At 44.7% G+C, this 21913-nt stretch carries 19 protein-coding genes; 8 read left to right on the plus strand and 11 right to left on the minus strand.

All coding sequences use genetic code 11. The annotated features are described in order from the left end of the window. Positions 1-56 precede the first annotated feature (56 nt). Positions 57-2702: a DNA polymerase III subunit alpha gene (locus PN462_RS18805; protein ID WP_443029223.1), complete on the plus strand. Its 2646-nt coding sequence runs from the start codon at positions 57-59 to the stop codon at positions 2700-2702. Positions 2703-2797: 95 nt separating this feature from the next. Then, positions 2798-3817 (plus strand): galactose-1-phosphate uridylyltransferase, encoded by a 1020-nt coding sequence (gene galT, locus PN462_RS18810; RefSeq protein ID WP_272130367.1) that lies wholly within the window; start codon positions 2798-2800, stop codon positions 3815-3817. 21 nt (positions 3818-3838) lie between these two features. Here galT and bchB read toward each other — a convergent pair whose 3' ends face one another. The 4 genes from bchB to PN462_RS18830 all read right to left on the minus strand — a co-directional run bounded on the left by bchB (position 3839) and on the right by PN462_RS18830 (position 8984). Further along, positions 3839-5365, minus strand: a complete 1527-nt coding sequence (gene bchB, locus PN462_RS18815; protein ID WP_272130368.1) for a ferredoxin:protochlorophyllide reductase (ATP-dependent) subunit B — start codon at positions 5363-5365, stop codon at positions 3839-3841. Positions 5366-5913: 548 nt separating this feature from the next. Then, positions 5914-7599, minus strand: coding sequence for a hypothetical protein (locus PN462_RS18820; protein WP_272130369.1), 1686 nt, complete (start codon positions 7597-7599; stop codon positions 5914-5916). A 30-nt stretch (positions 7600-7629) separates the two neighbouring features. Further along, a complete protein-coding gene (rph, locus tag PN462_RS18825; protein WP_272130370.1) occupies positions 7630-8349 on the minus strand; it encodes a ribonuclease PH in 720 nt (239 codons plus the stop codon). 59 nt (positions 8350-8408) lie between these two features. Continuing rightward, a complete protein-coding gene (locus PN462_RS18830; protein ID WP_272130371.1) occupies positions 8409-8984 on the minus strand; it encodes an adenylate kinase family protein in 576 nt (191 codons plus the stop codon). 203 nt (positions 8985-9187) lie between these two features. On the opposite strand from PN462_RS18830, the gene PN462_RS18835 reads away from it, so the two are divergent. Genes PN462_RS18835 through PN462_RS18845 form a run of 3 tightly spaced genes read left to right on the plus strand, consistent with a single transcriptional unit; the run spans position 9188 to position 12315 of the window. Beyond that, entirely contained in the window at positions 9188-10906 is a 1719-nt protein-coding gene (locus PN462_RS18835) for a dCTP deaminase domain-containing protein (protein ID WP_272130372.1), read from the plus strand. A gap of 33 nt (positions 10907-10939) precedes the next feature. Then, on the plus strand, positions 10940-11659 hold the full coding sequence (gene thyX, locus PN462_RS18840; protein ID WP_272130373.1) for an FAD-dependent thymidylate synthase: 720 nt from the start codon (positions 10940-10942) through the stop codon (positions 11657-11659). An 8-nt stretch (positions 11660-11667) separates the two neighbouring features. Then, positions 11668-12315 carry a restriction endonuclease subunit R gene (locus PN462_RS18845; RefSeq protein ID WP_272130374.1) on the plus strand — a complete coding sequence of 216 codons (648 nt, stop codon included), beginning with the start codon at positions 11668-11670 and terminating at the stop codon, positions 12313-12315. Positions 12316-12317: 2 nt separating this feature from the next. On the opposite strand, the gene PN462_RS18850 is transcribed toward PN462_RS18845, so the two are convergent. The 3 genes from PN462_RS18850 to hppD form a co-directional block, all read right to left on the minus strand. Next, positions 12318-12890: a DUF4340 domain-containing protein gene (locus PN462_RS18850; RefSeq protein WP_272130375.1), complete on the minus strand. Its 573-nt coding sequence runs from the start codon at positions 12888-12890 to the stop codon at positions 12318-12320. A 63-nt stretch (positions 12891-12953) separates the two neighbouring features. Continuing rightward, on the minus strand, positions 12954-13328 hold the full coding sequence (locus tag PN462_RS18855; protein WP_272130376.1) for a DUF1257 domain-containing protein: 375 nt from the start codon (positions 13326-13328) through the stop codon (positions 12954-12956). A gap of 174 nt (positions 13329-13502) precedes the next feature. Beyond that, complete coding sequence (gene hppD / locus PN462_RS18860) at positions 13503-14528, minus strand: 4-hydroxyphenylpyruvate dioxygenase (protein ID WP_272130377.1); 1026 nt, start codon at positions 14526-14528, stop codon at positions 13503-13505. A gap of 118 nt (positions 14529-14646) precedes the next feature. On the opposite strand from hppD, the gene PN462_RS18865 reads away from it, so the two are divergent. Continuing rightward, positions 14647-15240, plus strand: coding sequence for a hypothetical protein (locus tag PN462_RS18865; protein ID WP_272130378.1), 594 nt, complete (start codon positions 14647-14649; stop codon positions 15238-15240). A 150-nt stretch (positions 15241-15390) separates the two neighbouring features. On the opposite strand, the gene PN462_RS18870 is transcribed toward PN462_RS18865, so the two are convergent. The 3 genes from PN462_RS18870 to pyk form a co-directional block, all read right to left on the minus strand. Then, positions 15391-16710: a hypothetical protein gene (locus tag PN462_RS18870; protein WP_272130379.1), complete on the minus strand. Its 1320-nt coding sequence runs from the start codon at positions 16708-16710 to the stop codon at positions 15391-15393. Positions 16711-16830: 120 nt separating this feature from the next. Further along, positions 16831-17805, minus strand: coding sequence for an NAD-dependent epimerase (locus tag PN462_RS18875; protein WP_272130380.1), 975 nt, complete (start codon positions 17803-17805; stop codon positions 16831-16833). 51 nt (positions 17806-17856) lie between these two features. Beyond that, entirely contained in the window at positions 17857-19668 is a 1812-nt protein-coding gene (pyk, locus tag PN462_RS18880) for a pyruvate kinase (protein WP_443029224.1), read from the minus strand. Positions 19669-19919: 251 nt separating this feature from the next. Between pyk and PN462_RS18885 the strand changes: the two genes are divergently transcribed. Beyond that, entirely contained in the window at positions 19920-20132 is a 213-nt protein-coding gene (locus PN462_RS18885; protein ID WP_443029222.1) for a helix-turn-helix domain-containing protein, read from the plus strand. Here the strand turns inward: PN462_RS18885 and cobS are convergent. Beyond that, positions 20118-20858, minus strand: coding sequence for an adenosylcobinamide-GDP ribazoletransferase (cobS, locus tag PN462_RS18890; protein ID WP_272130382.1), 741 nt, complete (start codon positions 20856-20858; stop codon positions 20118-20120). The two genes, PN462_RS18885 and cobS, sit on opposite strands and share 15 nt — an antisense overlap. A gap of 530 nt (positions 20859-21388) precedes the next feature. Between cobS and PN462_RS18895 the strand changes: the two genes are divergently transcribed. Further along, positions 21389-21841, plus strand: a complete 453-nt coding sequence (locus PN462_RS18895; protein WP_272130383.1) for a hypothetical protein — start codon at positions 21389-21391, stop codon at positions 21839-21841. Positions 21842-21913: the final 72 nt, after the last annotated feature.

Below are 21913 nucleotides of genomic sequence, written 5' to 3' on the forward strand. Positions count from 1 at the left end.
CCCCTATCTCCCCTATCTCCTCCATCTCCCCTATTACCCATTACCCATTACCCATTATGTCTTTTGTTGGCTTACATATTCACAGCGATTATAGTTTACTAGATGGTGCGTCCCAATTACCTGCATTAGTTAATCGGGCGGCAGAGTTGGGAATGCCCGCTATTGCTTTGACGGATCATGGGGTGATGTATGGTGCGATCGAATTATTAAAATTATGTCGAAGTCAGGGCGTTAAACCCATTATTGGCAATGAAATGTATGTCATTAATGGGGATATTACAGACCGAAAAAAACGCTACAAACGCTATCACCAAGTTGTATTAGCGAAGAATACTCAAGGCTATCGTAATTTAACCAAATTAACCACCGTTTCCCACCTGCAAGGGATTCAAGGTCAAGGGATTTTTTCTCGTCCTTGTATTAATAAAGAATTATTAGAACAATATCACGAAGGGTTAATTGTCACCAGTGCTTGTTTAGGGGGAGAAATCCCTCAATGTATCCTCAAAAATGACTTAGAACGGGCAAAAGATGTGGCAAAATGGTATAAGAATTTATTTGGGGATGATTATTATTTAGAAATTCAAGACCACGGTTCGCCAGAAGACCGAATTGTTAATATTGAAATTGTTAAAATTGCCCAAGAGTTAGATATTAAAATCATTGCCACTAATGACTCTCATTTTATCTCTTGTAATGATGTAGAAGCCCATGATGCTTTATTGTGTATCCAAACTAAAAAACTCCTCACTGAGGATAAGCGACTCCGTTACAGTGGGACGGAATATCTAAAAACGGCAGAAGAAATGATGGCCTTGTTCCGGGATCATTTACCGGATGATATTATTCAAACTGCGATCGCAAATACCCTAGAAGTTGCAGAAAAAGTCGAACCTTACAAAATTCTCGGTGAACCCCGCATCCCCGACTACCCCATCCCCGCAGGATACACCCCCGACAGCTACCTGGAAGAAGTCACCTGGCAAGGACTCCTAGACCGTCTCAAACTCCGGTCTCGGTCCGAAGTGAGTCCCGACTATAAAGACCGTCTGGACTACGAACTGAAAATGATGCAACGGATGGGGTTTTCGACCTACTTTCTTGTAGTTTGGGACTATATTAAATACGCCAGAGATAATCATATTCCAGTCGGCCCAGGTCGAGGGTCTGCTGCGGGTTCATTAGTCGCGTATTCCTTAAAAATTACTAATGTTGATCCCGTCCATCATGGTCTTCTGTTTGAACGCTTCTTAAACCCCGAACGGAACTCCATGCCGGATATTGACACCGACTTTTGTATTGAAAAACGGGATGAAATTATTAAATATGTCACCCGTAAATATGGAGAAGGCAACGTTGCCCAAATTATTACCTTTAACCGCATGACCTCCAAAGCGGTGTTAAAAGATGTGGCCAGAGTCTTAGATATTCCCTACTCAGAATCAGACCGTATGGCAAAATTAATCCCCGTCGCAAGGGGAAAACCCACGAAATTAAAGGTCATGATCTCCGATGATACTCCCTGTAAAGAGTTTAAGGAAAGATACGACACAGACCCCAAAGTGAAACGCTGGGTTGATATGGCCGTCCGCATCGAAGGAACAAATAAAACCTTCGGGGTTCATGCTGCGGGAGTGGTTATTTCTTCTCTCCCCCTCGATGAAGTAGTCCCCCTACAAAAGAACAATGAAGGGGCAGTGATTACCCAATATTCTATGGATCAATTAGAGTCATTGGGACTCTTAAAAATGGACTTTTTGGGCTTAAAAAATCTCACCACCTTACAACGGGCCGCTGATTTAGTGAAACACAATCGAAATATTGATCTGAATCTAGATACATTGCCCTTAGAAGAACGAAAAGCCCTTGATATCCTCAAAAAAGGAACAGCCAAGAAACTCCCGCCGGATATTCAAAACACCCATGATTTATTTAAACAGGGCAACTTAGAAGGCATTTTCCAGCTAGAATCAGACGGAATGCGGCAAATTGTCCGAGATTTAAAACCCTCTGGAATTGAAGATATTTCCTCAATTTTAGCCCTCTATCGACCCGGCCCCTTAGATGCGGGACTCATTCCTAAGTTTATTAACCGGAAACATGGGGATGAAAAAATTGAATATGAACATCCTTTATTAAGTACCATTCTTAATGAGACTTATGGGATTTTAGTCTATCAAGAACAGATCATGAAAACCGCCCAAGACTTAGCCGGATACTCCTTGGGCCAAGCCGACTTATTACGTCGGGCTATGGGGAAAAAGAAAATTGCCGAAATGCAGAAACACCGGGAATTATTTATTGATGGGGCGACTAAAAATGGCATTGATCAAAGATTAGCAGAACATTTGTTCGAGCAGATGGTCAAGTTTGCGGAATATTGCCTCAGTTATGATACAAAAATTCTCACAGTTGAGTATGGGCCAATTGCCATTGGAAAAGTGGTAGAGGATCAGTTAGATTGTACTGTTTATAGTGTGGACTCCAATGGGTTTGTTTACACCCAACCCATTGCCCAATGGCATCAACGGGGCCAGCAAGAGGTGTTTGAATATACCCTAGAAGATGGTTCAACTATTCGCGCTACCCCAGATCATAAATTTATGACCGAAGCTGGAGAAATGTTACCCATTGAAGAAATTTTTAAGCGGGGTTTAGAGTTAAAGAAAAGTTACATTGAAGCCTTAGCAATAGCCGCCTAAGTTTATATTAGTGATTGGTGATTTGTTTTGGGTGATCGGCAAAAACAGAGAACAGATCAAAAAATTATCTATTATCCATTATCCATTACTAAACAATGAACTCTGGTCAAATTCGTCTTAACCCCGTGACCCAAGAATGGGTTATTTATGCCCCGGCTCGGCGAAAACGTCCCCAAGACTTTCGCCAACCGGAACAACAGGAAGATGCACCGGAAGAAGACCCTAACTGTCCTTTTTGTCCGATTAATAATGAGACCTTAGAACCTCGTATTATTGAAATTGCCAATGCCACCCATACGGGATGGCAAACGCGAGTTGTTCCGAATAAATTCCCCATTTTAACCCCAGAACACAGTACCATGAGATGTACTAAGGGGATGTATATTGCCATGCAGGGCTATGGGACTCATGATGTGATTATTGAGAGTCCTAAGCATAATGAAACCCCGGCAACAATGCCATTGGAAGCCTTAGAAATTGTGATTGAAACCTACCATCAACGGTATTTGGAGTTAATGGCAACTAATACTAATATGATGGTCATTTTGTTTCGGAATCATGGGAAGAAAGCCGGGGCTTCTTTACGTCATCCTCACTCACAAATTATTGGGACGGGAATTGTCCCTCAGCATTTTAGATGGCAAGAACAAGAAGCCCAACGGTATTATGATAAATGGGCAAATTGTTTATATTGTGATATCTTGAAACATGAATTGGATGAGGGCGATCGCATCGTTTTAGAAAACCATTCTTTTGTCGCATTAGTCCCCTATGCTGCCGATGTTCCTTTTGAAACTTGGATTATGCCGAAGCGTCATCAAGGGGATTTTGGCAGTATTTCTGAGGATGAAAAAGGGGATTTTGCGGCCATCCTTCAGCAGATGCTACGGAAGTTATATTTTAAGTTAAATAATCCCGATTACAATTATGTCATTAATACGGCAGCTAGATATCGGGCCGAAGAACCCCAAGTCCACTGGTATTGTCAAATCAAACCCCGGTTTACGACTCCTGCGGGGTTTGAAATTGCTGCCGGAATTAATATTAATCCCTCGATTCCAGAGTTAGATGCAGCATTTTTAAGAGGAGATGATTCAGTAAACAGTAATCAGTGATCACCAATTACCAATTACCAATTACGCTCCAACCGCTTCTTTAGCTGCATAGAAGACTTCGAGCGTAATTTGAGTAATGCCGCGATCGCGGGCAAATTTCTCCGTATTGCGCTTCACCTTCCCGCGCACAAAACCGGGAACCTGTTGCAGCGTAGTTAACGCATCCTTCGCCCATTCTAAATCCGATTCCGCCGAAATTCCCTTGGTAATCACTTCCTTGGTGTCGTGACCGCCAAAAATTTCTAACAGATGGTCTTCCATCCCTAAAGTAAAGGAATTATAAACCAAATCCGCCATCTGATTTGTCCCTTCATACCCCAAGAAAGGCCGATACCCCACAGGGAAATCTTGAATATGAATCGGCGCAGCAATCACCCCACAGGGAATATTAAGCCGTTTCCCCACGTGGCGTTCCATTTGTGTGCCGAAAATGGCCGCAGGTTCAATTCGCGCGATCGCATCCCCCACTTCGCCATTATCCTCACTAATCAACACCTCATCACAATACTCGCTCACTTGCTCCCGAAACCAATCCGCATCATACTTGCAATAAGTCCCCGCTAACACCACATGAATCCCCATTTCCCGGGCCAGAATCTTCGTCATGGCTGCCGCATGGGTATTATCCCCAAACACAACCGCCTTTTTCCCCGTTAAATTTTGACAGTCAATGGACCGAGAAAACCAAGCGGCCTGGGAAACATGACGGGTTTGGTGATCGATATACCCTTCATAGTCCACCTCTCCCCCTTGGGAATTCACCACCTGCTGTATCTTGCGGATACACCGGGCCGTCTCTACCACTCCCATGGGGGTAATATCCACATAAGGCATGGCAAACTCCTCTTGTAAATATTTGGCGGCCATTAACCCCAATTCCCGATAAGGCACTAAATTAAACCAGGCTTTCGGCAAATCCTGCAACTGATCCACCGTGGCCCCTTCGGGAATCACCGCATTAATTTCAATGCCTAAATCCGTCAATAACCGTTTTAACTCCGTACAATCATGTTGATTGTGGAAACCGAGGGTAGAAATGCCGATAATATTCGCTGAGGGTTTTTCGGTTTTTCCTTCCGGTAACTGCTCTTTTTTGCGAGCTTTCTCCAGGTAAAACCGCACAATTTGTTGTAGGGTGCGATCGGCGGCTTGCAGTTCATTCACCCGATAATGATTTACATCGGCCAGGAGGACATCTCCCTTAGAATCTAACTGAGCGCGATCCACAAAGTTCTGTAAATCTTCTTGTAAAATACTCGATGTGCAAGTGGGGGTCAATACAATCAGATCGGGGGATTCTTCCTGATCCTTGCGGGTAATATTATCGACAACCTTTTCTTGTGATCCTCGGGCCAATACCTTGCGATCGACAATACTGGCCGTTACAGGGGTAAAATCCTGCTCCCGTTCTAACATAGAGCGCATCACATTAAAATAATCATCGCCGAGGGGAGCGTGCATAATCGCGTGTACCCGTTTAAAAGAACTGGCAATCCGTAGCGTACCAATATGGGCCGGGCCGGCGTACATCCAATAAGCCAATTTCATAAAGTCTAAGCCTCCAGCAAGTTAATAATGCTGATTAATCTATAGTTCTGCACTGGTAAGGCATTGTCTCAGACCTATTCAGAATTGGGGATAGGAAAAAATGCGGATGGTTTTCGGAGGGGAAGTCGGGAAACGCTCTGTTGATGGGCAATTTTTGGGTTGTTTTTAGGTTTCTTTAAGATTGCGATCGCAATAATTCTTAAATATTGGCCACATTTTGTCGCAATTCTACCAGGGAGCGATTAAGTATTTATCACTATAGCATTGGCTTAGAATCCGGCAAGCCCTCCTCTGGCCACTCTCGGCCACTTCTCCACGCCCAAATCTCCTATGCTAAATGAGGATTAAGTTTAACGATTTTTCTAGTTTTAACAATATGAGATCAACAGCTTAGAGATCATTGCTAAAGCTGGAGATATAGAAGATTTAGTGAATTAAGTTCAGTATTTACCATTATAATTAATGTAAAATTTTATAATATTTTATTGACATTAAAGACATGATACGGGTTTAAGCTCTTAGCCTTGGGTTTTAACCCAAGGATTATTTTATAGTTGACATTTTTTAACAATAGATAAAGGAACACCTTGCCGAGTGACTGAATAAATGATCGGACAGTCAGGGTATAATTGTTGTAAATTCAAATAAGGCATCGCTAAATAGTAATCTGGTTGCTGATCTTCCTCTAAGATTTCTAAATCTAACAGCGTTAAATCAGGGTTAAGTAAAATTTCTCCAATATACTGAGGTCCCCCTAATACAATTTCTGACTGGTTGAAAGTTTGCTCATTTAACCACTCAATTCCCGCTTGTAAACTTACTCCTTCATAGTCGGTGTCGTATTCCCCATACGCATTAGGAAGTCCTCCAGAGAGACGGTTAAAATAAACCCCTTGATAGGGATGTAATGTCACCATATCGAGACAAATGGGGGTGAGGAGGAAGACAAAAAGGGTAATCGAAATAAACTGCCAAAACGTGCTGTAAAGTTTTTGATAGCCCCAAATGAGAGCAACGGCTACAATGGCCGCTATGGCGGGAAGAATGACCAAAAATTGGTGCATTCCGTGATAAAGAGGGATATCCCCAAACATTCCTAACCCTAAAAAGCCGCCAATTTGTAAGAGGATTAAAAGGGTACAAATACGCTGTTTATCACTAAAAATATTATAATTACTGATCATAAATATTAACCCTAGTAAAAACGCCCCTTGCCAGAGAGAGGGAAGGGTTAAAAATAGCCAGACGGGGAGATAATACCAAGGGACATCTTGGGGTTTAATCAACTCTCCTCGAAAAAGGTTCATTCTTGCCCAATTTTCCTCTAAAATAGAGGGAAAGGCTGCTGTAAACCAGTCTGTTGGGTTAGACCAAGCGGCGGGATGGAGCAGCAGAGATGTTATAAACCATGCTAAAATAATGAGGAGATAAAAGAGACTATAGCGATAACAATCTTCCTCGATTTTTTCTAAGTGAAAGCGGGTAATGAGATGAGCAATAATGACAAAAAGAATCAATAAAATGCCGCTTATTTTTGCTCCGGTTAGGAGTCCTAAAAAACAGCCATATCCTAGAGAATATAGGGTAGTTTTTATAAATATTGTTTTATTTTGATAAGGGGAATGGGTGAGATAAAAGTGAACCAATAATGTGCTTAATAATGTGCCAAGGGTGAATAAAGCGGCTAACAGAATTTGCGGAGAATCATAAAAGGAATGCGCCCAAAAGCGGGGAAATAATGCTAAAATAATAGGAGCAAACCACGCATAATGAATGCCCGCTAAAAGACTCACAATTCCCACCAGAGAAGCATAAGCAACTAGAGAGCTTAAAAAGGTGAGAATATGTTTAATTTGGATGCGTTGATAAATTTCTTGGGTGACAATGGTTTGCTCTGAAGCGTCACCGAGTAGTCCTAAAGTTGAATTATTATCGGAAAATTGTAATAAATCCCTCGGATTGTGGGCGACTCCTTCGGTAATAAATTCTTTAATCTGAAAGACGAATTCCGAGAGGAGATTAAACCAAACCCCCTGATAGCGAAAATCTGCCGGAATCGGTTGACCCGAAATAATGCGTTCTAGATTATATTTGGTAATTGCGATCGCAGTCCCTTCCTCCCAAGCCACCCCATAATCTAACACCACCCCCAACCCTAGAATGAGAATCAATCCTAAAATGGTGGCAATTTTGCCATAGGCGGGCTTTAAATTAGGAGATAAAGGACTTTTCATGCGTCAACTAACATAATAAAGAATACTCACTCAGGTTTTTAAGGCTTCTTGTTGAGCAATTAAAAGCTCTTGAATCCCCTGTTGAGAGACATCCAACAGTTCATCCAGTTGCTGACGACTAAAACTTTCCGATTCTGCCGTCCCCTGAACTTCGATAATGTCTAAATTTCCGGTCATTACCACATTAAAATCCACCTCCGCGGCCACATCTTCGGGATAACTTAAATCGAGAAAAACCTCCCCTTCAAGAATACCAACCGAAACCGCAGCCACCGGATAACGGATGGGAGATTGGGGTAATTCTCCCTTTTCTACGAGCTTTTGTAACGCTAATGCTAGGGCCACATATCCCCCAGTAATGGCAGTGGTGCGGGTCCCTGCATCCGCTTGTAAGACATCGGTATCCACCGTAATGGTATTGTCGCCAATAGCGGTTAAATCCAAGGAGGCCCGCAGACTGCGGCCAATCAACCGTTGAATTTCTTGGGTACGTCCAGAGAGTTTTAACACCTCCCTCGCTTTCCGTTGGGGGGTGGCACTGGGAAGCATCCGATATTCGGCAGTTAGCCATCCCTGATCGGTCCCTAGCAGGAAGTTAGGGACACCTGGGGTAATGCTGACAGTACAGAGGACTTTGGTATTGCCACAATGGGCTAAAACCGATCCTGCGGCAAATTGGGTAAAGTTTTTTTCAAAGTGGATGGGACGGAGTTGGGTCTGCTGACGACCATCGGGACGTTGCCAAGTCATGGTTTAAGATTCAATTAAATGCGCTGTAATCAGGATACTGGGCAACTCAGAAGATCGGGTTAAGATTTAAGTTTTTGCAAGATTTCTTGGGTGATGGTGTCTGGGGGGTGTTCTGCGTTGATTTTAAGTAGTTTTCCTCTTGCGCCATAATATTCGAGGATGGGGATGGTGCGATCGCGGAAATGTTGGATGCGACGTTGGAGGATGTCGGGGGTGTCATCGGCCCGCGATCGCGTAGCGTCTCCGGAGGAGAATCGCGCTTTGGAACGTTCCCGCATCACTTCTTCACTCACCTCCAGATATACCGCAGTGGTGAGATATTGGCCAAAGTCACTGAGAACAAAATCCAACTCCTCTGCTTGAAAGGCTGTGCGGGGGTATCCTTCCATCATCCACCCTTGGTTCACATCCTCCTGTAACAACCGTAAGCGCATAAACTGAATCATGACATTATCGGGAACAAGTTCCCCTTTTTCTACATAGGGTTGTGCGCTAGTTCCCAGTCGAGTTTGTTGCGCGATCGCATCCCGAAGAACATCCCCCACCGCGATACTCGGCAACTGCAACGCTTCACTCAACCGTCGTAACTGCGTCCCCTTCCCCGAACCCGGGCCACCTAATAAAATAATCCTCACCAGCAATTCTCTCTAACTCAACATTACTTCTATTCTCGTCTCATTGCACCCATTCCTGACACCCCGATCAAAAATAGGACTTTCTCTAAAATGTCCTCACCCAAGAGAACCATTTTTCTCACTCAATTGTCTCAGTCAAAAAAAATATTCAATTTGTGTCCCATCTTGATATCCTAGTGTTTCGAGGTCAGAGAGTACAAGCCGTGATTCAAAACGACATCTGGATCAAAGCAATGGCGCAACAAGGCATGATAACGCCATTTGAGTCCACCTTAGTACGACGCATTGAAGACTCCCACGTAATTTCCTACGGTTTGAGTAGCTTCGGCTATGATATTCGTTTATCAACCGCAGAATTTCGTATTTTTCGCCATATTCCGGGAACGGTTGTCGATCCCAAGAATTTCACCCCGGCCAATTTAGACCCCGTACAATTACATCACGATGAAAACGGCAGTTTCTTCATTTTACCAGCCCATTCTTATGGTTTAGGAGTCGCCTTAGAACGGCTTGATGTTCCTGATAATATTACGGTACTTTGTATTGGGAAATCGACTTATGCAAGATGTTTTCGGGGGGATACACGAGTTGCTTTAGTGGATGGCACTGCACCCACCCTAGAAGAAATGGCCAAACGTGCAGAACAAGGAGAACAGTTTTGGGGATATAGTATTGGGCCTCATGGTCGTTTAATTGTCACCTTACTGGAAAATCCTCGTTATATCGGCAGAGATTCCTTAGTCGAAGTCGTCTTAGATAATAATGAGTCTATTTTCTGTACCCCAGACCATCAATTTATGAGACGAGATGGCAGAATGGTTGCGGCACAAGACTTAAAGCCATCGGATTCTCTAATGCCACTTTATCGGCAATTAGAGCGAGGGTATGAAATGGTGTATCAACCCCTTAATGGCTATCTTTATCCAACTCATCGCCTCAGTGATGAGTGGAATCTTCGCCATCTTATTTATCAAGATGAACCCAACACCCATCGCCATCATATCGATCATGATCGCCTTAATAATTGTCCGTGGAATATTATACGGATGAATGAATCGGAGCATATTCGATTACACAATAAGATCAATTATGGGGCTGATTTTGATCCCGATGAACATAGTGAGTCTATTAAACAAGCGATCGCCACTTTAAAAGACGATCCTCAATGGCGAGAAAGGTTTTCTGAACAACAACGTCAAAGGGCGGTTAATTTTTGGCATAATCCAGAATATGCAGCAACCCGTGAAGCGTTACTAGAACGTCGTCGTAATTGTTCAGACTCAACGCGCCAAGCTCATCGGGAGGCGATGTTACGTTATTATCAATCTGAACAAGCCAGAGCCTTAACTGCCAAACAGTCCAAGCAAGCATGGGATGCGGATAATGGCACGAGACGAGCAAAACAATCACAAATTATGAAGTCCCTAGCAGATTCAACGAGAACTCGTCACGATATTACCGCCGATGTGGTGCGTACTGCGTTGGATCAAACAGGTTCAATTCGAGGGGCCGCTCGATTACTGAATTGCGATCGCTCCGTATTTCGGCGATTTCCAGAAGTTTTACACGAGTTTCGAGGACAAAAATTTAAAAATCATAAAGTGGTTGCCGTTCGGGATGTTCCAGGGACTCATGATGTATATTGTTTGACTGTTCCAGAAGCAGGAAACTTTGCGCTCGAATCTGGTGTTTTTGTCCACAATTGCGGATTAATTGCCAATTTAACGCCCGCCGAAGCCGGATGGCGCGGGCATTTAACTCTCGAATTTTCTAACTCATCCAGTGCCGATTGTCGTATCTACGCTAATGAAGGAGTTGTGCAGCTTTTGTTCCTAGAAGGAGAACCCTGCGAGACCAGTTATCAAAAGCGACAAGGCAAATATCAAGACCAACCAGAAAAAGTTATTTTTTCCAAGGTTTAATTAGCACAAAATAAAGTAAAATTCAAGGTTTTTATGGATAAATTTCGAGTCGAACTCCTCAACGCTACCGTTAACCCCCAACAATTAATTTGGTTAGCCATGCACCAAGACTATTCCGAAGGTTTTGTTTGGGATAGTCGAGAAAAAGTCCCCGATGAAACCAAAGCTGGAGAATTAGTCATTAAACATTTACTCTCTGGAAATAAAGGCCATTATGGACCCTTAGAACATCCACAAATTGTGTTGAATGTTGGCTTTTTTCCCCACTCTATGATGCAGCAAATTCGGACTCATCGCCATATCTCAATGGATGTACAAAGTTTTAGGTACTCAGGACGGCGTATCATGGATGTTGTGGAAGGAAAACGAAATATTGAAGAAGTTTTTTACTTGCGGCCTGTGGGAAGTTATACCAACCGTCAGGGGAAAAAATATGATTACACCGAAGAACAACGGCAAGAAGATCTAAACTGGTGTTTAGAAGCGTGTAAACGGTATAAACAGCGTATTGATCAAGGAATGGCAGAAGAACACGCGAGGGGGATTATTCCTTTTGATGCAAGACAGCATTTTGTTCTTAGTGGGAATTTACGCTCTTTAATGCACTTGCTTGATTTACGCTGGAAAAAAGATGCTCAACTCGAAGCACAAAAGTTTTGTGAGTTACTCTTTGAGCATTTTCAAAACTGGACTCCCGAAATTGCTAACTGGTATCTAGAAAATCGTGCGAAAAAAGCGCGACTGTCTCCTTAATTTGTCTTATGTCTCCTACGGCCATCACCCAACGCATTGTCACCTTACAAGATGCGGAACAACAATTTAATTTAGTCCGTACTGTCGATCCGGACTTTTTTCCAGAATGGCAACGGGATTTATCCCCACTGACGGATACGGAAAGAGCAGAATTAGACCGAATTAAAGCCAGATATCGCTATCATCGAGCGAGTGGACAATTGGCCGAAGGAGTTGTTAATTTAATGATTGTCTCTCCTATTCTCGAATTAGCGGGATTTTATGACCCTCCATTTCGGGTGCGAGGAGAAGTCCCGGTTGAAGTGACAATTTCCCGTCCTATGGATGAAGTGGAAACGGAAACGTTACGAGGACGGATTGATTTTTTGGTGGTGTCTGAAGCATTGTGGGTGGTGGTGTTGGAGTCGAAGGGAACGGAATTAAATTTAGAAAATGCCATCCCCCAAACGCTAGCTTATATGATGGCTAATCCCCAATCGGCCAACTCGGTTTTTGGCATGGTGACGAATGGGGGAGAATTTGTTTTTTTAAAACTAACTTGTCAGGGAACACCGCAATATGATGTGTCACGGGTGTTTTCCCATTTACCGTTACAAAACGAGTTTTATACGGTTTTGCAAATTTTGAAACGCTGTCAAGAGAGTATTTTATCCTAACTCTACTCATTATTGGCCTGTTGCCATTCTTCTAATTCTCGGTCTACTGCGTATTTAAAATCAATGGGGATGAGCATCACTTCTAACTCTTGGGTTTCGCTTTGTTCGGGGTTAATGAGTGCGTAAACTAATTTTCCCTCAAAGTTCTCATCCCCGATGACAATGCGATAGGGATCACTCTGCTCTCGGACAAAGATGGTGATTTCGGCGAAAGGGTCTTCTAGGCCATAATCGTCTTGTTCATCGGGAGCAATGAGGAAGGTGCGATCGCGCTCTCCCTCCTCCAACAAATTTAACAAAAACGTCACCGTCCCTGGACTCGCTGGCCGTTCCTCCGGTTGGGTCATTTGCCACGGAATCTCCTCATCAGGGGTGCGCTGTAACTCCAGCGTCTCCTCCTCCTCCCGTTCAATGATCAACCCCGTCACCTCGTCTTCCGTCACATCAAAAATACGGCTTTGTTGCGCTTTGACCTCCTCTTGTTGGGGTTTAGCCACCATCTCATAAAAATAAACCCCTCCTCCTAAAAGTAAGGCAATGACCAATAAAACCCAAGTTGTCTTTTGTAGCTTCATCAAAGACTGTCAACGTTTTGAACACCAGAGCAGCATCACCAGACAGAGCAACGCTCCCCCATTTTATACCCAACGACCCACCACAACTCGCATCGTTCCATCTTCCATGGTTTCCTGTTCTTCCAGCGCCAACCCCTGTTCTTGGACAGTAGAGAGAAGGGTTTTATGAGCATATTGTTGGTTAATGGAGTTTACAAACTCCTTCTGGTCAATATTCGCTCCCCAAAAATCAGCAACGAGGTCATAACTTTCCCCATTCCAGCGAAATCCGAGATCGTAGCGGTTTGGACGACGGATCACATAATCGGCCTGGGTGGTGTTGCCGCGATACCCGCGCACTTGGGTGTTACGCTCCACATTATGTCCCAACTCCGTTAAAACTTCGTTGAGAATTTCACCGTTTTTAATTTGGACTTTGATAGTTGAAAAATGAGACATAGGACTTATAACAGTTAACAGTAATCAGTAATCAATGAGATAAATGTTTAATCAGGAGGTGTTCTGGCACTTGACCTGCTCGAACCTCTCCCTCAATGTACAAGAAAACTGTATAGCAGGTCACGACCGAGAGTGTTGTTGCCTTTTCATCATAACTGCTATCGGCTCCCCTGGTTACGCTCGCACTAAAGTTCCCCGTTGCCGTTGCTGTGCTTCCATGGCCTCGAATAAGGCGCGGAAATTTCCCTCCCCAAACCCCTCGGCCTGTTGACGACGTTCGATCAGTTCAAAAAAGAAGCTCGGTTGCTCAAAAATCGGTTGTGTGAAGATTTGTAGCAGGAGGGAAGTGTCCGTTTGGTGATCGACGAGGATGTTTTGGGTTGCGATCGCCTCCCATTCAGCATCCGTTAAATTGAGAGTCGGAGAATCCTCTCGCAAACGCTGATAATATAACTCCGGCACATCCAGAAAATCCACCCCCCGATCCCGTAATCCCTGAATCGTCGAAATCAGAGGCACAGTGTTCAGCGCAATATGTTGAATCCCAGCCCCCCCATTCACCTCCAAAAACTCCTGAATTTGGGAATTCTCCGTCGTCGGTTCATTCACCGGAAACTGTAACCCCGTCTCCGGATGCACCATCACCTGAGAATATAACCCCGACTCCTCCGTCGCAATGGCAAACGTCTGCTGACGTTCAAACCCAAACACCTGCTCATACCAACGTACCGTCTCCTCCAACTCCCCCGCAGCCACATTCAGCACCAAATGATCCACCCCAGTAAACGGAGTCGGGGGAAACGAATCCACCAGCGGCCACCGCACCTTGTATTCTAAAAGCCTATGAGTCAATCCCGTGATACTGCGGATTTGACACCCCCGTTGGTGCGGCAATTCCCAAACCGGGGAAAGCAATTCCCCCCCAAGTTGTTGTACCCTGTCCAGGAGAGCATCCAAATGGGACACCGCAAACACCACCTCCCCCACCCCTTCCGGATGCTCTTGCAGATATTGGGCCACCCGACTGCGAGGGGAAAGAGGAGAAGAAAGCGCGAAAACAATCTCAGCACTCCTCACCCATGCGGTTACTGTATCGGGAGTTTGCTCCATTCCCAACGGAACAAACCCCAGAACGGTGACAAACCAATCTCGCCACTGTTGAGCATCATTGAGGTAAAAATAGATACAGTCCAGTTTCATAATGTTCGTTACCCAACATTCCACTTTCAGTGTGCCGTCTGTTGCTCCTAATGACCCACTTTTCCCTTTACCTTTATTTGTAACTTAACGTCTTTTCCTTGTCTTCCGTGTAGAGTGTATGCGTTTTTTCCCATTTTCCCTTCCCTCTCTCCCCAAACAACGCTTTTGGATGGGGTGGATAGTAATGACGGTACTGGGGTTTCTCTTGAGTTTATGGGTGATTGAAATTGGGGAACGTCCCGATGTGGCCAGTTGGCAAGGGAGTTTAGGAGGATTACTAATTGGGGGAGTCCAAGCAGTCTTATTGCGGGGAAAATTGCAGCGCGTCCGTCAATGGGTATGGGTAAATGCCATTGCGTGGGGAGTGATGACTTTGGGGGGAGTCGGTGCAATTGGTTGGGTGACTCCTCGGACAGAAGTGTGGGTAGTCCGCTTATTTTACGGGATGTTTTTAGGCATTCTAGGCGGATTAATCCTCGGAATTGCTCAATGGTGGGTATTACATCGACAAGTCCCGTTAGCGCGTTGGTGGGTGGTGTTGAGTGCCTTATGTTGGGGAATTAGTTTAGCCGTGGGTTGGTCTTTCGGGGGACTCTTACGGGGAGTGACTCATCTCTTTTTAGGGGATGTCATTGGTTTAGGGATTACCTGGGTTTTCGTAGGAGGAATTACAGGATGGGGATTAACCATCTTTTTACAGCGTCATTCCTAATAGGAAATACAGTTAATCATGATTAAAACCGAACTGTAGGGGCAATTCATGAATTGCCCCTACGCCAAAAATCTGTAATCAATTGATTTTATACCAATCAAGCGGATTTCATAGATGACAAGACAGTTAGCTCAGTTAGACTCTCTAATTCTAAAAATTATAAGCCAGTGGCACTTCATCTTCATCACGAGCATCCCGTTCACGAATCGCGGGGGGAATTCCTTCTAAGTGAATAGAGGCTTTTCCCTGAGCATCGACTTCATAAACCCAGCGACTTTCATCACACATGGACTGTTCAATCCCTACAATTTCATCGGGAAATTGCCCCTGTTTTTGAGCCACAGTTTTAATTTTTTGCACTTTCTCCGTTAGTTCCCATTCTAGCTTCAAGCGTGCAAATTTAAGCCACACATTATATTTGTGGGAATGGAAATCATAATGGTGGGTAATCCACCAAAGACGTTGTAACTCAGGAAGATCGGCGAACTCTTGTTGGTTCAGTTGAATTGTACAAAAATCTGCTTTTTCGAGTTTATTTAAAGCCCGATTACTACTTTGCCACGACTCTATTAAAGCGAAGCGTAAATAAGGTTTATAAAAGATAAATAAAAAGCGATCAATCAAAGGATTATTAGAAAGCCTCATTCTGGCCGGATAAGACGGATTCGCTAAATCAAAATAATGCCGTATTGCTGTATCTATTTTTAAAGATTTCAGGATAGAAAATCGTTTTAATGTTAGAAGTTCTTTTTGTGATATTTGAGGTAAATTAGCAGATTTTCGGAATACTGCGGCTAGGTAACGATCAGCGACTAAAGACGTTATTTGAGCATAGAGTTCAGGTTGATTTCGGATTGATTGATTGAGCTTAAAAACTACCTCAAGATTGGTGAATGCAGTTTGAAAATCTCCCTCTAAGTTACGCTCAATTGCCTCTACAATGAGAAGGCGTAACAATTGGATTAATCCCCAAAACTTAGGAAGAGGACTGTCATGATTGACGGTTAAAAAGTCATAGTTTCTTCCCCAATTAATATGTTCAACTTGAAGAACTTTTTGACGAATTTTATCTAAATCTTCTCGGTGATCATGCAAATAATTTTGCAGGTCTTGGGAGAGTGGAGGAATTGTATCTTCTTGAGAAGTTACTACAGTGTCTAAGTAATCATAGAGTTGAGAATCTACTTTTTGCCATTCTTCCTTGTTTTGGGGCGGAATGCTAACCTCCTGACGAGGGGGGATAACGGCTATATCCATTCCTAAAGGGAGGGCTAGTTTTTGTAATTCTAAGGCCGCGGAGTTGGGGTCTTCTTGAGGGAATTCTTCGGACAGTTGTGCTAAATAATTATTAAAGTCTTGAGTGTTTTTTTGAATATATGTATTATTCAGTACAGCCTGAGATAAGAATAGCAACACTATCCCTAGATTCAGCCAAACAAGGATAGTTTTTTTCCATAAATGCTGCTTCATGGGAAATCCCCTTTTTTCGATGACAACGGTAAGCATTGAGCTATCAGCCATCAGCTGTCAGCTTAAACCTAACACTCAGAAGGAAGTAGGTTATTGCCCCTATTCTACCCCAGAACAAAATTAAACTTGAAAATATCCCCGATACCAGTCCACAAAATGCTTTAACCCCACCTCAATGGGGGTACTGGGAGAAAACCCCACATCTTTCATCAAGGGGTCCACATCTGCGTAAGTTTGTACTACATCTCCCGGTTGCATCGGTAACATATTCTTTTCGGCCTTTTTCCCCAAACAATCCTCTAATACCTCAATCATCGTCATTAACTCGATGGGTTTATTATTGCCGATATTATAAATTTTGTATTGTGCATCACTCACTTCAATAGACTCAGGAATCGTATCCATCACCCGAATAATTCCCTCTACCACATCGTCCACATAGGTAAAATCACGCCGCATTTTCCCGTGGTTATACACATCAATAGGCTGACCGGATAAGATTGCTTTGGTGAATTTCCAGTACGCCATATCCGGGCGACCCCAGGGGCCATAAACTGTAAAAAAGCGTAATCCCGTCATAGGGATTTTATACAAGTGACTATAACAATGGGCCATTAATTCATTAGATTTCTTCGTGGCTGCATATAAACTTACGGGATAGTCCACATTATCTGTCACCTCAAAAGGGACTTTTCGATTAGCCCCATAGACGGAACTAGAAGACGCAAAAACTAAATGTTTCACTTGGCCATGACGACATCCTTCTAAAATGTTCAGAAATCCCACCAAATTACTATCTACATAAGCATCAGGATTTTCTAAGGAATAGCGGACTCCCGCTTGGGCGGCCAAATGAACAATAATGTTAAAGGAATGTTCTTGAAAAAACTGTTTCATCCCCTCTCGGTCTGCCAAATCTAGGGCGTAAAATTGGAAGTTTTCATATTGATTTAACTCCGCAATTCGTGCTTCTTTCAGCGACACATCATAGTAAGGACTTAAATTATCTAAACCAATCACAGACTGGCCTTGGGATAAAAGGTTTTGACTGAGATGGAAGCCAATAAAGCCTGCTGCACCTGTGACTAATAGCATTGTGTCTAATCAGGAATAAAGGGTATAGAACGAGAGGGACTTGTCCGCCTTTTATAACATAGAGGCTTGAACATGGGGACTGCGGCCTTGAGTGCCTGGATGAGTGCCAAAATAGACTAATCCCCGTTGAGAGTCGATGGTCAAAATGGAACTATCGCGGATGACTTCCGTGGCATTGTTTAACCCGACAATGACGGGAACACCTAACCGTAAACCAATGACTGCCGCATGACTGGAGAGACTGGGTTCTTCGGTAATAATGCCTCCAGCTTTGCGAATAGTGTCCACGTAGTCGGCATTGGTGGAGGGGGCGACGAGAATATCGCCGGACTCAAAATGATTAATGTCTTGCGCACTTTGGACGACTCGGGCCCGGCCTGTCGTTGACCCTTCGCCAATGCCAATGCCGTGGCCTAAGATGGCGGTGACGACTTCCACTTTGATTAAATCCGTTGAACCGGAAACGCCTTGTAATGTTCCGGCGGTGAGAATGACAATATCGCCATCTACCAGGAGTTGTTTTTCTTGGGCGACATTGATGGCTGCTTGGAAGGTTTGCGTGGTGGAGGGGAGGTCTAGGACGAGGAGGGGTTTCACTCCCCACACCAGTTGTAATTGTCGGGCGACATCCACATGGGGGGTGATGGCTAAGATGGGGGTTTGGGGGCGGAATTTGGAGACGTTGCGGGCGGTGGCCCCGGTTTTGGTGAGGGTCATGATGGCCGCTGCGTCGAGTTGGTGGGCAATGTGACTGACGGCTTCGGAGATGGCGTTGGGGATAGAATGGGTGTTAGTGCCGAGGCGGCGGTCGTTGGGGATGTCTTGTTCGACACAGGCGGCAATTTTGGTCATGGTGGCCACGGCTTCTACGGGGAAGTCTCCGACGGCGGTTTCGTTGGACAGCATGACGGCATCTGTGCCATCTAAGATGGCGTTGGCTACGTCGGAGACTTCGGCGCGAGTGGGGCGGGGACTGTTGAGCATACTGTCTAACATCTGGGTGGCGGTGATGACAGGGATGCCCAGTTGGTTGGCGGTGGCGATGAGGCGTTTTTGTAGGAGGGGGACTTGTTCGGCGGGGAGTTCTACGCCTAAGTCGCCCCGGGCGACCATTACTCCGTCACAGAGGGAGAGGATGGCATCCATTTGCTCGATCGCTTCGTGTTTTTCAATTTTAGCGATGACGGGGACGGATTTCCCGGTACTGGCGATGAGTTCTTTGATTTCGAGGATATCTTGGGGGTTACAGACAAAGCTGAGGGCTACCCAGTCCACTCCTTGGTCGAGGCCGAACATTAAGTCTCGACGGTCTTTTTCGGTGAGGGCTTTAATGGAGAGGGAGACGTTGGGGAAGTTTACGCCTTTGTTGTTGGAGAGTTTGCCGCCGACTACGGTGCGACAGTGGAGTTCTTCCTGGTCTCGGTCTACTCGGTCCACGACCATTTCCACTTTGCCGTCGTCGAGGAGAATGGTGGCCCCTGGGGGGATGTCTTGGGCGAGTTTTTTGTAACTCACGTAGCCCCGTTCTGTGTTACAGGGGACGGGACGGGAGGTGAGAATATAGCGATCGCCTTTGGCCAAGACAATGGGCCCTTGTTCAAATTGACCGAGGCGAATTTTCGGCCCCTGTAAATCTTGTAAAATCCCCACGGGTTGATCCAGTTCAAAGGCCGTCTGACGAATGAGGCGAATAGCCCGATGATGGTCTTCGTGAGTCCCGTGGGAAAAATTGAGACGTAAAGTAGTTGCTCCCGCTTCAATGAGATGGCGGAGTAAATCGGGTTTGAGGGTGGCCGGGCCGACGGTGGCCACAATTTTGGTGCGACGGGAGGGATGTCGATAGGTGGGGTTAGCACCATTCATTTCAGAAGCGCGATCGTGCGGGGTGGAGGACAACTGCATCATGGGGAAAACGAAACAACTCAGAGGAAAAATAAAACTATCAAGAAAGACCCAATCCTGATCTGTTATCTTAGCGTCGCAAGAAGACCTTCGCTTTCAGCGACGGGATGAATGGCGACACTTTTGGTTAACAGATTTACAAGAATAATCTATCCCGTCAACTCTGTTGACACTGACTTACATTTTTAAAATTAAACCCAGCCCACGCACAGGTGGCAATCATCGAAAACATCATTGATGTTTGCCGAACAGTCTGGAATTACGCCCTACGGGAGCGTAAAGATTGGTCTGCATCAAGAAAGTCAGATGTCAACAGTTGCTCTATCATTGCTGAGTATATCATCCCCAGGGATGAACCCTACCCCGATTACTATAGACAAGCCAAGCAACTAACCCAGGCCAGGAAACCTCTAACTGTTAACTAGCGTTAATCCGCACAAGATTAGGGCTTCTGTCCATTCAACTATTGCGCCATAGGTGTCTCCGGTTTGTCCCCCCAATTGGCGATAAAACCACCCACCGACACAGACACTGATCACTCCCCCCAAAAGACTTGCCCAGAGAGGAAAAAGCCATTGATGGGGATGGTAGAGAATTTGCAGTCCGGTAAGTCCCCAGAGAACCACGAATCCCACTAGGATATCTTGGGGGAGACGGAGATTTTGCTTGTGAAACGCGCCTTTGCCTTGGGGTTTGAGGTAGGGATAAAATGCGATCGCCGCCACTTGGCCCCATCTCCCCCAGCCTAGGGCATACACTACCCCCCAATCTGGGCTTAATTCCGTTAACGCGGTTACTTTCAACAATAAAATAATCCCAGCCGTCATCGCCCCAAACGCCCCCGTTACACTATCTTGCATCACCGTTAACCGTCTTTGGGGATCAAGCACCGCTAACCCATCCGCCGTATCCATGGCCCCATCTAAATGTAACCCCCCTGTCACCGCCAACCATAAGGCCACGATGAGACTACTGCGGGTTAAAGGCGGCATTCCGAGGGACATCAGACCCACATCCACCCCCCATAACCCCACCCCTACAAAAACCCCCACTAGAGGCGCGAAGCGGGCAATGCGCTTAAATTCTTGAGGCCACCAAAGCGGTAGGGGAAGACAAGTATAAAAGGTAATTGCTCCGGAGAGCGAGCGCAATATGTGAAGATTTAATGAAGTTAACTGTCTAAGCGTATGAAATGGTTTAAATCGCCGCATCTCTTGTTACACTGAGAACGAGGCAGTTGATAAAGAATAAGTTAGTATGGGGTGAGAGATCGGAATTTAAAGTCGAGTTTAAATCTCTGAGATTCAATCAGAATCCTGGAAAAACGACTTGGAAGGATGACTCAAACCCTAGTCAATAGCAAGTGCTGGCCAAGTAAGCCACACAAAAAGCCAATTGATCGGCTTGGATTGACTCGATTGATATTAAAGTGATTAATATTAATGTGTCAACTTTCAAGAGCAAATTTTGCCAGATCAAATTTTGCCAGATCAAGTTTTGCAAGATAAACTTTTGACTGTTCAGTGTGGTAAGTTGACAGCCTAATTTAACCCCAGCCTAATTTAACCCCATTAGAGGGTCCCCCATTAGAGGGTCAAAATGTAGGGTAACACCCTACTATACTATGTTGCTCATTAAATTATGGCAATGTAGGCTCATCTCGCATCAACGACTTTTTCCCATGAGTCATAATCAATATTCACAATCATTACCCGCTCCCTGTATTATTGATACAGGCATTCTCGTCAATAAAGAGGATATCCGGCGTTTACTCAGTTCCTTGAGTCAGGTGCGCTATATTTACACCCTCGATGGCCAAGTCCAACGTCAAGGGGAAGGTTTCGTCCTCGAAATTTTTTCTGATCCCCAACAAGCAACCATTGTTGCTAACGGGACTTTATTTCTCAACGTTCATAGCTTTGATTATCTGGAAATGCAGCAAACTCCAGAACAGTTGACCTATTTGGATTTAGTCCAAGAAAATCGTCATCTACGTCTTATTCCCATTAATTATGCGGATCAAGAACCCGATATGGGTCACAATTTAGATGAAGTAGCCTTAGAAGCAATGCTGAACCAAGTTTTATCGGCCAAATGGGATGTACAACTCGATGACGAGGACTATCCTTTTTAAACATTCCCATGGGTAAGCAAGCGAATTTCCTCATTTCCCCCTTTCCTTAAAGGGGGAAATATCTTGGGGGAG

Origin of the sequence: Spirulina sp. CS-785/01 (genome assembly GCF_028330525.1) — a bacterium.
Lineage (GTDB): Bacteria > Cyanobacteriota > Cyanobacteriia > Cyanobacteriales > Spirulinaceae > JAQMSD01.

What these genes read in the sequence shown, in the direction of transcription:
- PN462_RS18820 (WP_272130369.1), bottom strand. Translation starts at nt 7,599, where the DNA reads ATGAAAAGTCCTTTATCTCCTAATTTAAAGCCCGCCTATGGCAAAATT.
- hppD (WP_272130377.1), bottom strand. Translation starts at nt 14,528, where the DNA reads ATGAAACTGGACTGTATCTATTTTTACCTCAATGATGCTCAACAGTGG.
- pyk (WP_443029224.1), bottom strand. Translation starts at nt 19,668, where the DNA reads ATGAATGGTGCTAACCCCACCTATCGACATCCCTCCCGTCGCACCAAA.
- PN462_RS18855 (WP_272130376.1), bottom strand. Translation starts at nt 13,328, where the DNA reads ATGTCTCATTTTTCAACTATCAAAGTCCAAATTAAAAACGGTGAAATT.
- rph (WP_272130370.1), bottom strand. Translation starts at nt 8,349, where the DNA reads ATGACTTGGCAACGTCCCGATGGTCGTCAGCAGACCCAACTCCGTCCC.
- PN462_RS18850 (WP_272130375.1), bottom strand. Translation starts at nt 12,890, where the DNA reads ATGAAGCTACAAAAGACAACTTGGGTTTTATTGGTCATTGCCTTACTT.
- PN462_RS18870 (WP_272130379.1), bottom strand. Translation starts at nt 16,710, where the DNA reads ATGAAGCAGCATTTATGGAAAAAAACTATCCTTGTTTGGCTGAATCTA.
- bchB (WP_272130368.1), bottom strand. Translation starts at nt 5,365, where the DNA reads ATGAAATTGGCTTATTGGATGTACGCCGGCCCGGCCCATATTGGTACG.
- galT (WP_272130367.1), top strand. Translation starts at nt 2,798, where the DNA reads ATGAACTCTGGTCAAATTCGTCTTAACCCCGTGACCCAAGAATGGGTT.
- PN462_RS18805 (WP_443029223.1), top strand. Translation starts at nt 57, where the DNA reads ATGTCTTTTGTTGGCTTACATATTCACAGCGATTATAGTTTACTAGAT.
- thyX (WP_272130373.1), top strand. Translation starts at nt 10,940, where the DNA reads ATGGATAAATTTCGAGTCGAACTCCTCAACGCTACCGTTAACCCCCAA.
- PN462_RS18845 (WP_272130374.1), top strand. Translation starts at nt 11,668, where the DNA reads ATGTCTCCTACGGCCATCACCCAACGCATTGTCACCTTACAAGATGCG.
- PN462_RS18865 (WP_272130378.1), top strand. Translation starts at nt 14,647, where the DNA reads ATGCGTTTTTTCCCATTTTCCCTTCCCTCTCTCCCCAAACAACGCTTT.
- PN462_RS18875 (WP_272130380.1), bottom strand. Translation starts at nt 17,805, where the DNA reads ATGCTATTAGTCACAGGTGCAGCAGGCTTTATTGGCTTCCATCTCAGT.
- PN462_RS18895 (WP_272130383.1), top strand. Translation starts at nt 21,389, where the DNA reads ATGAGTCATAATCAATATTCACAATCATTACCCGCTCCCTGTATTATT.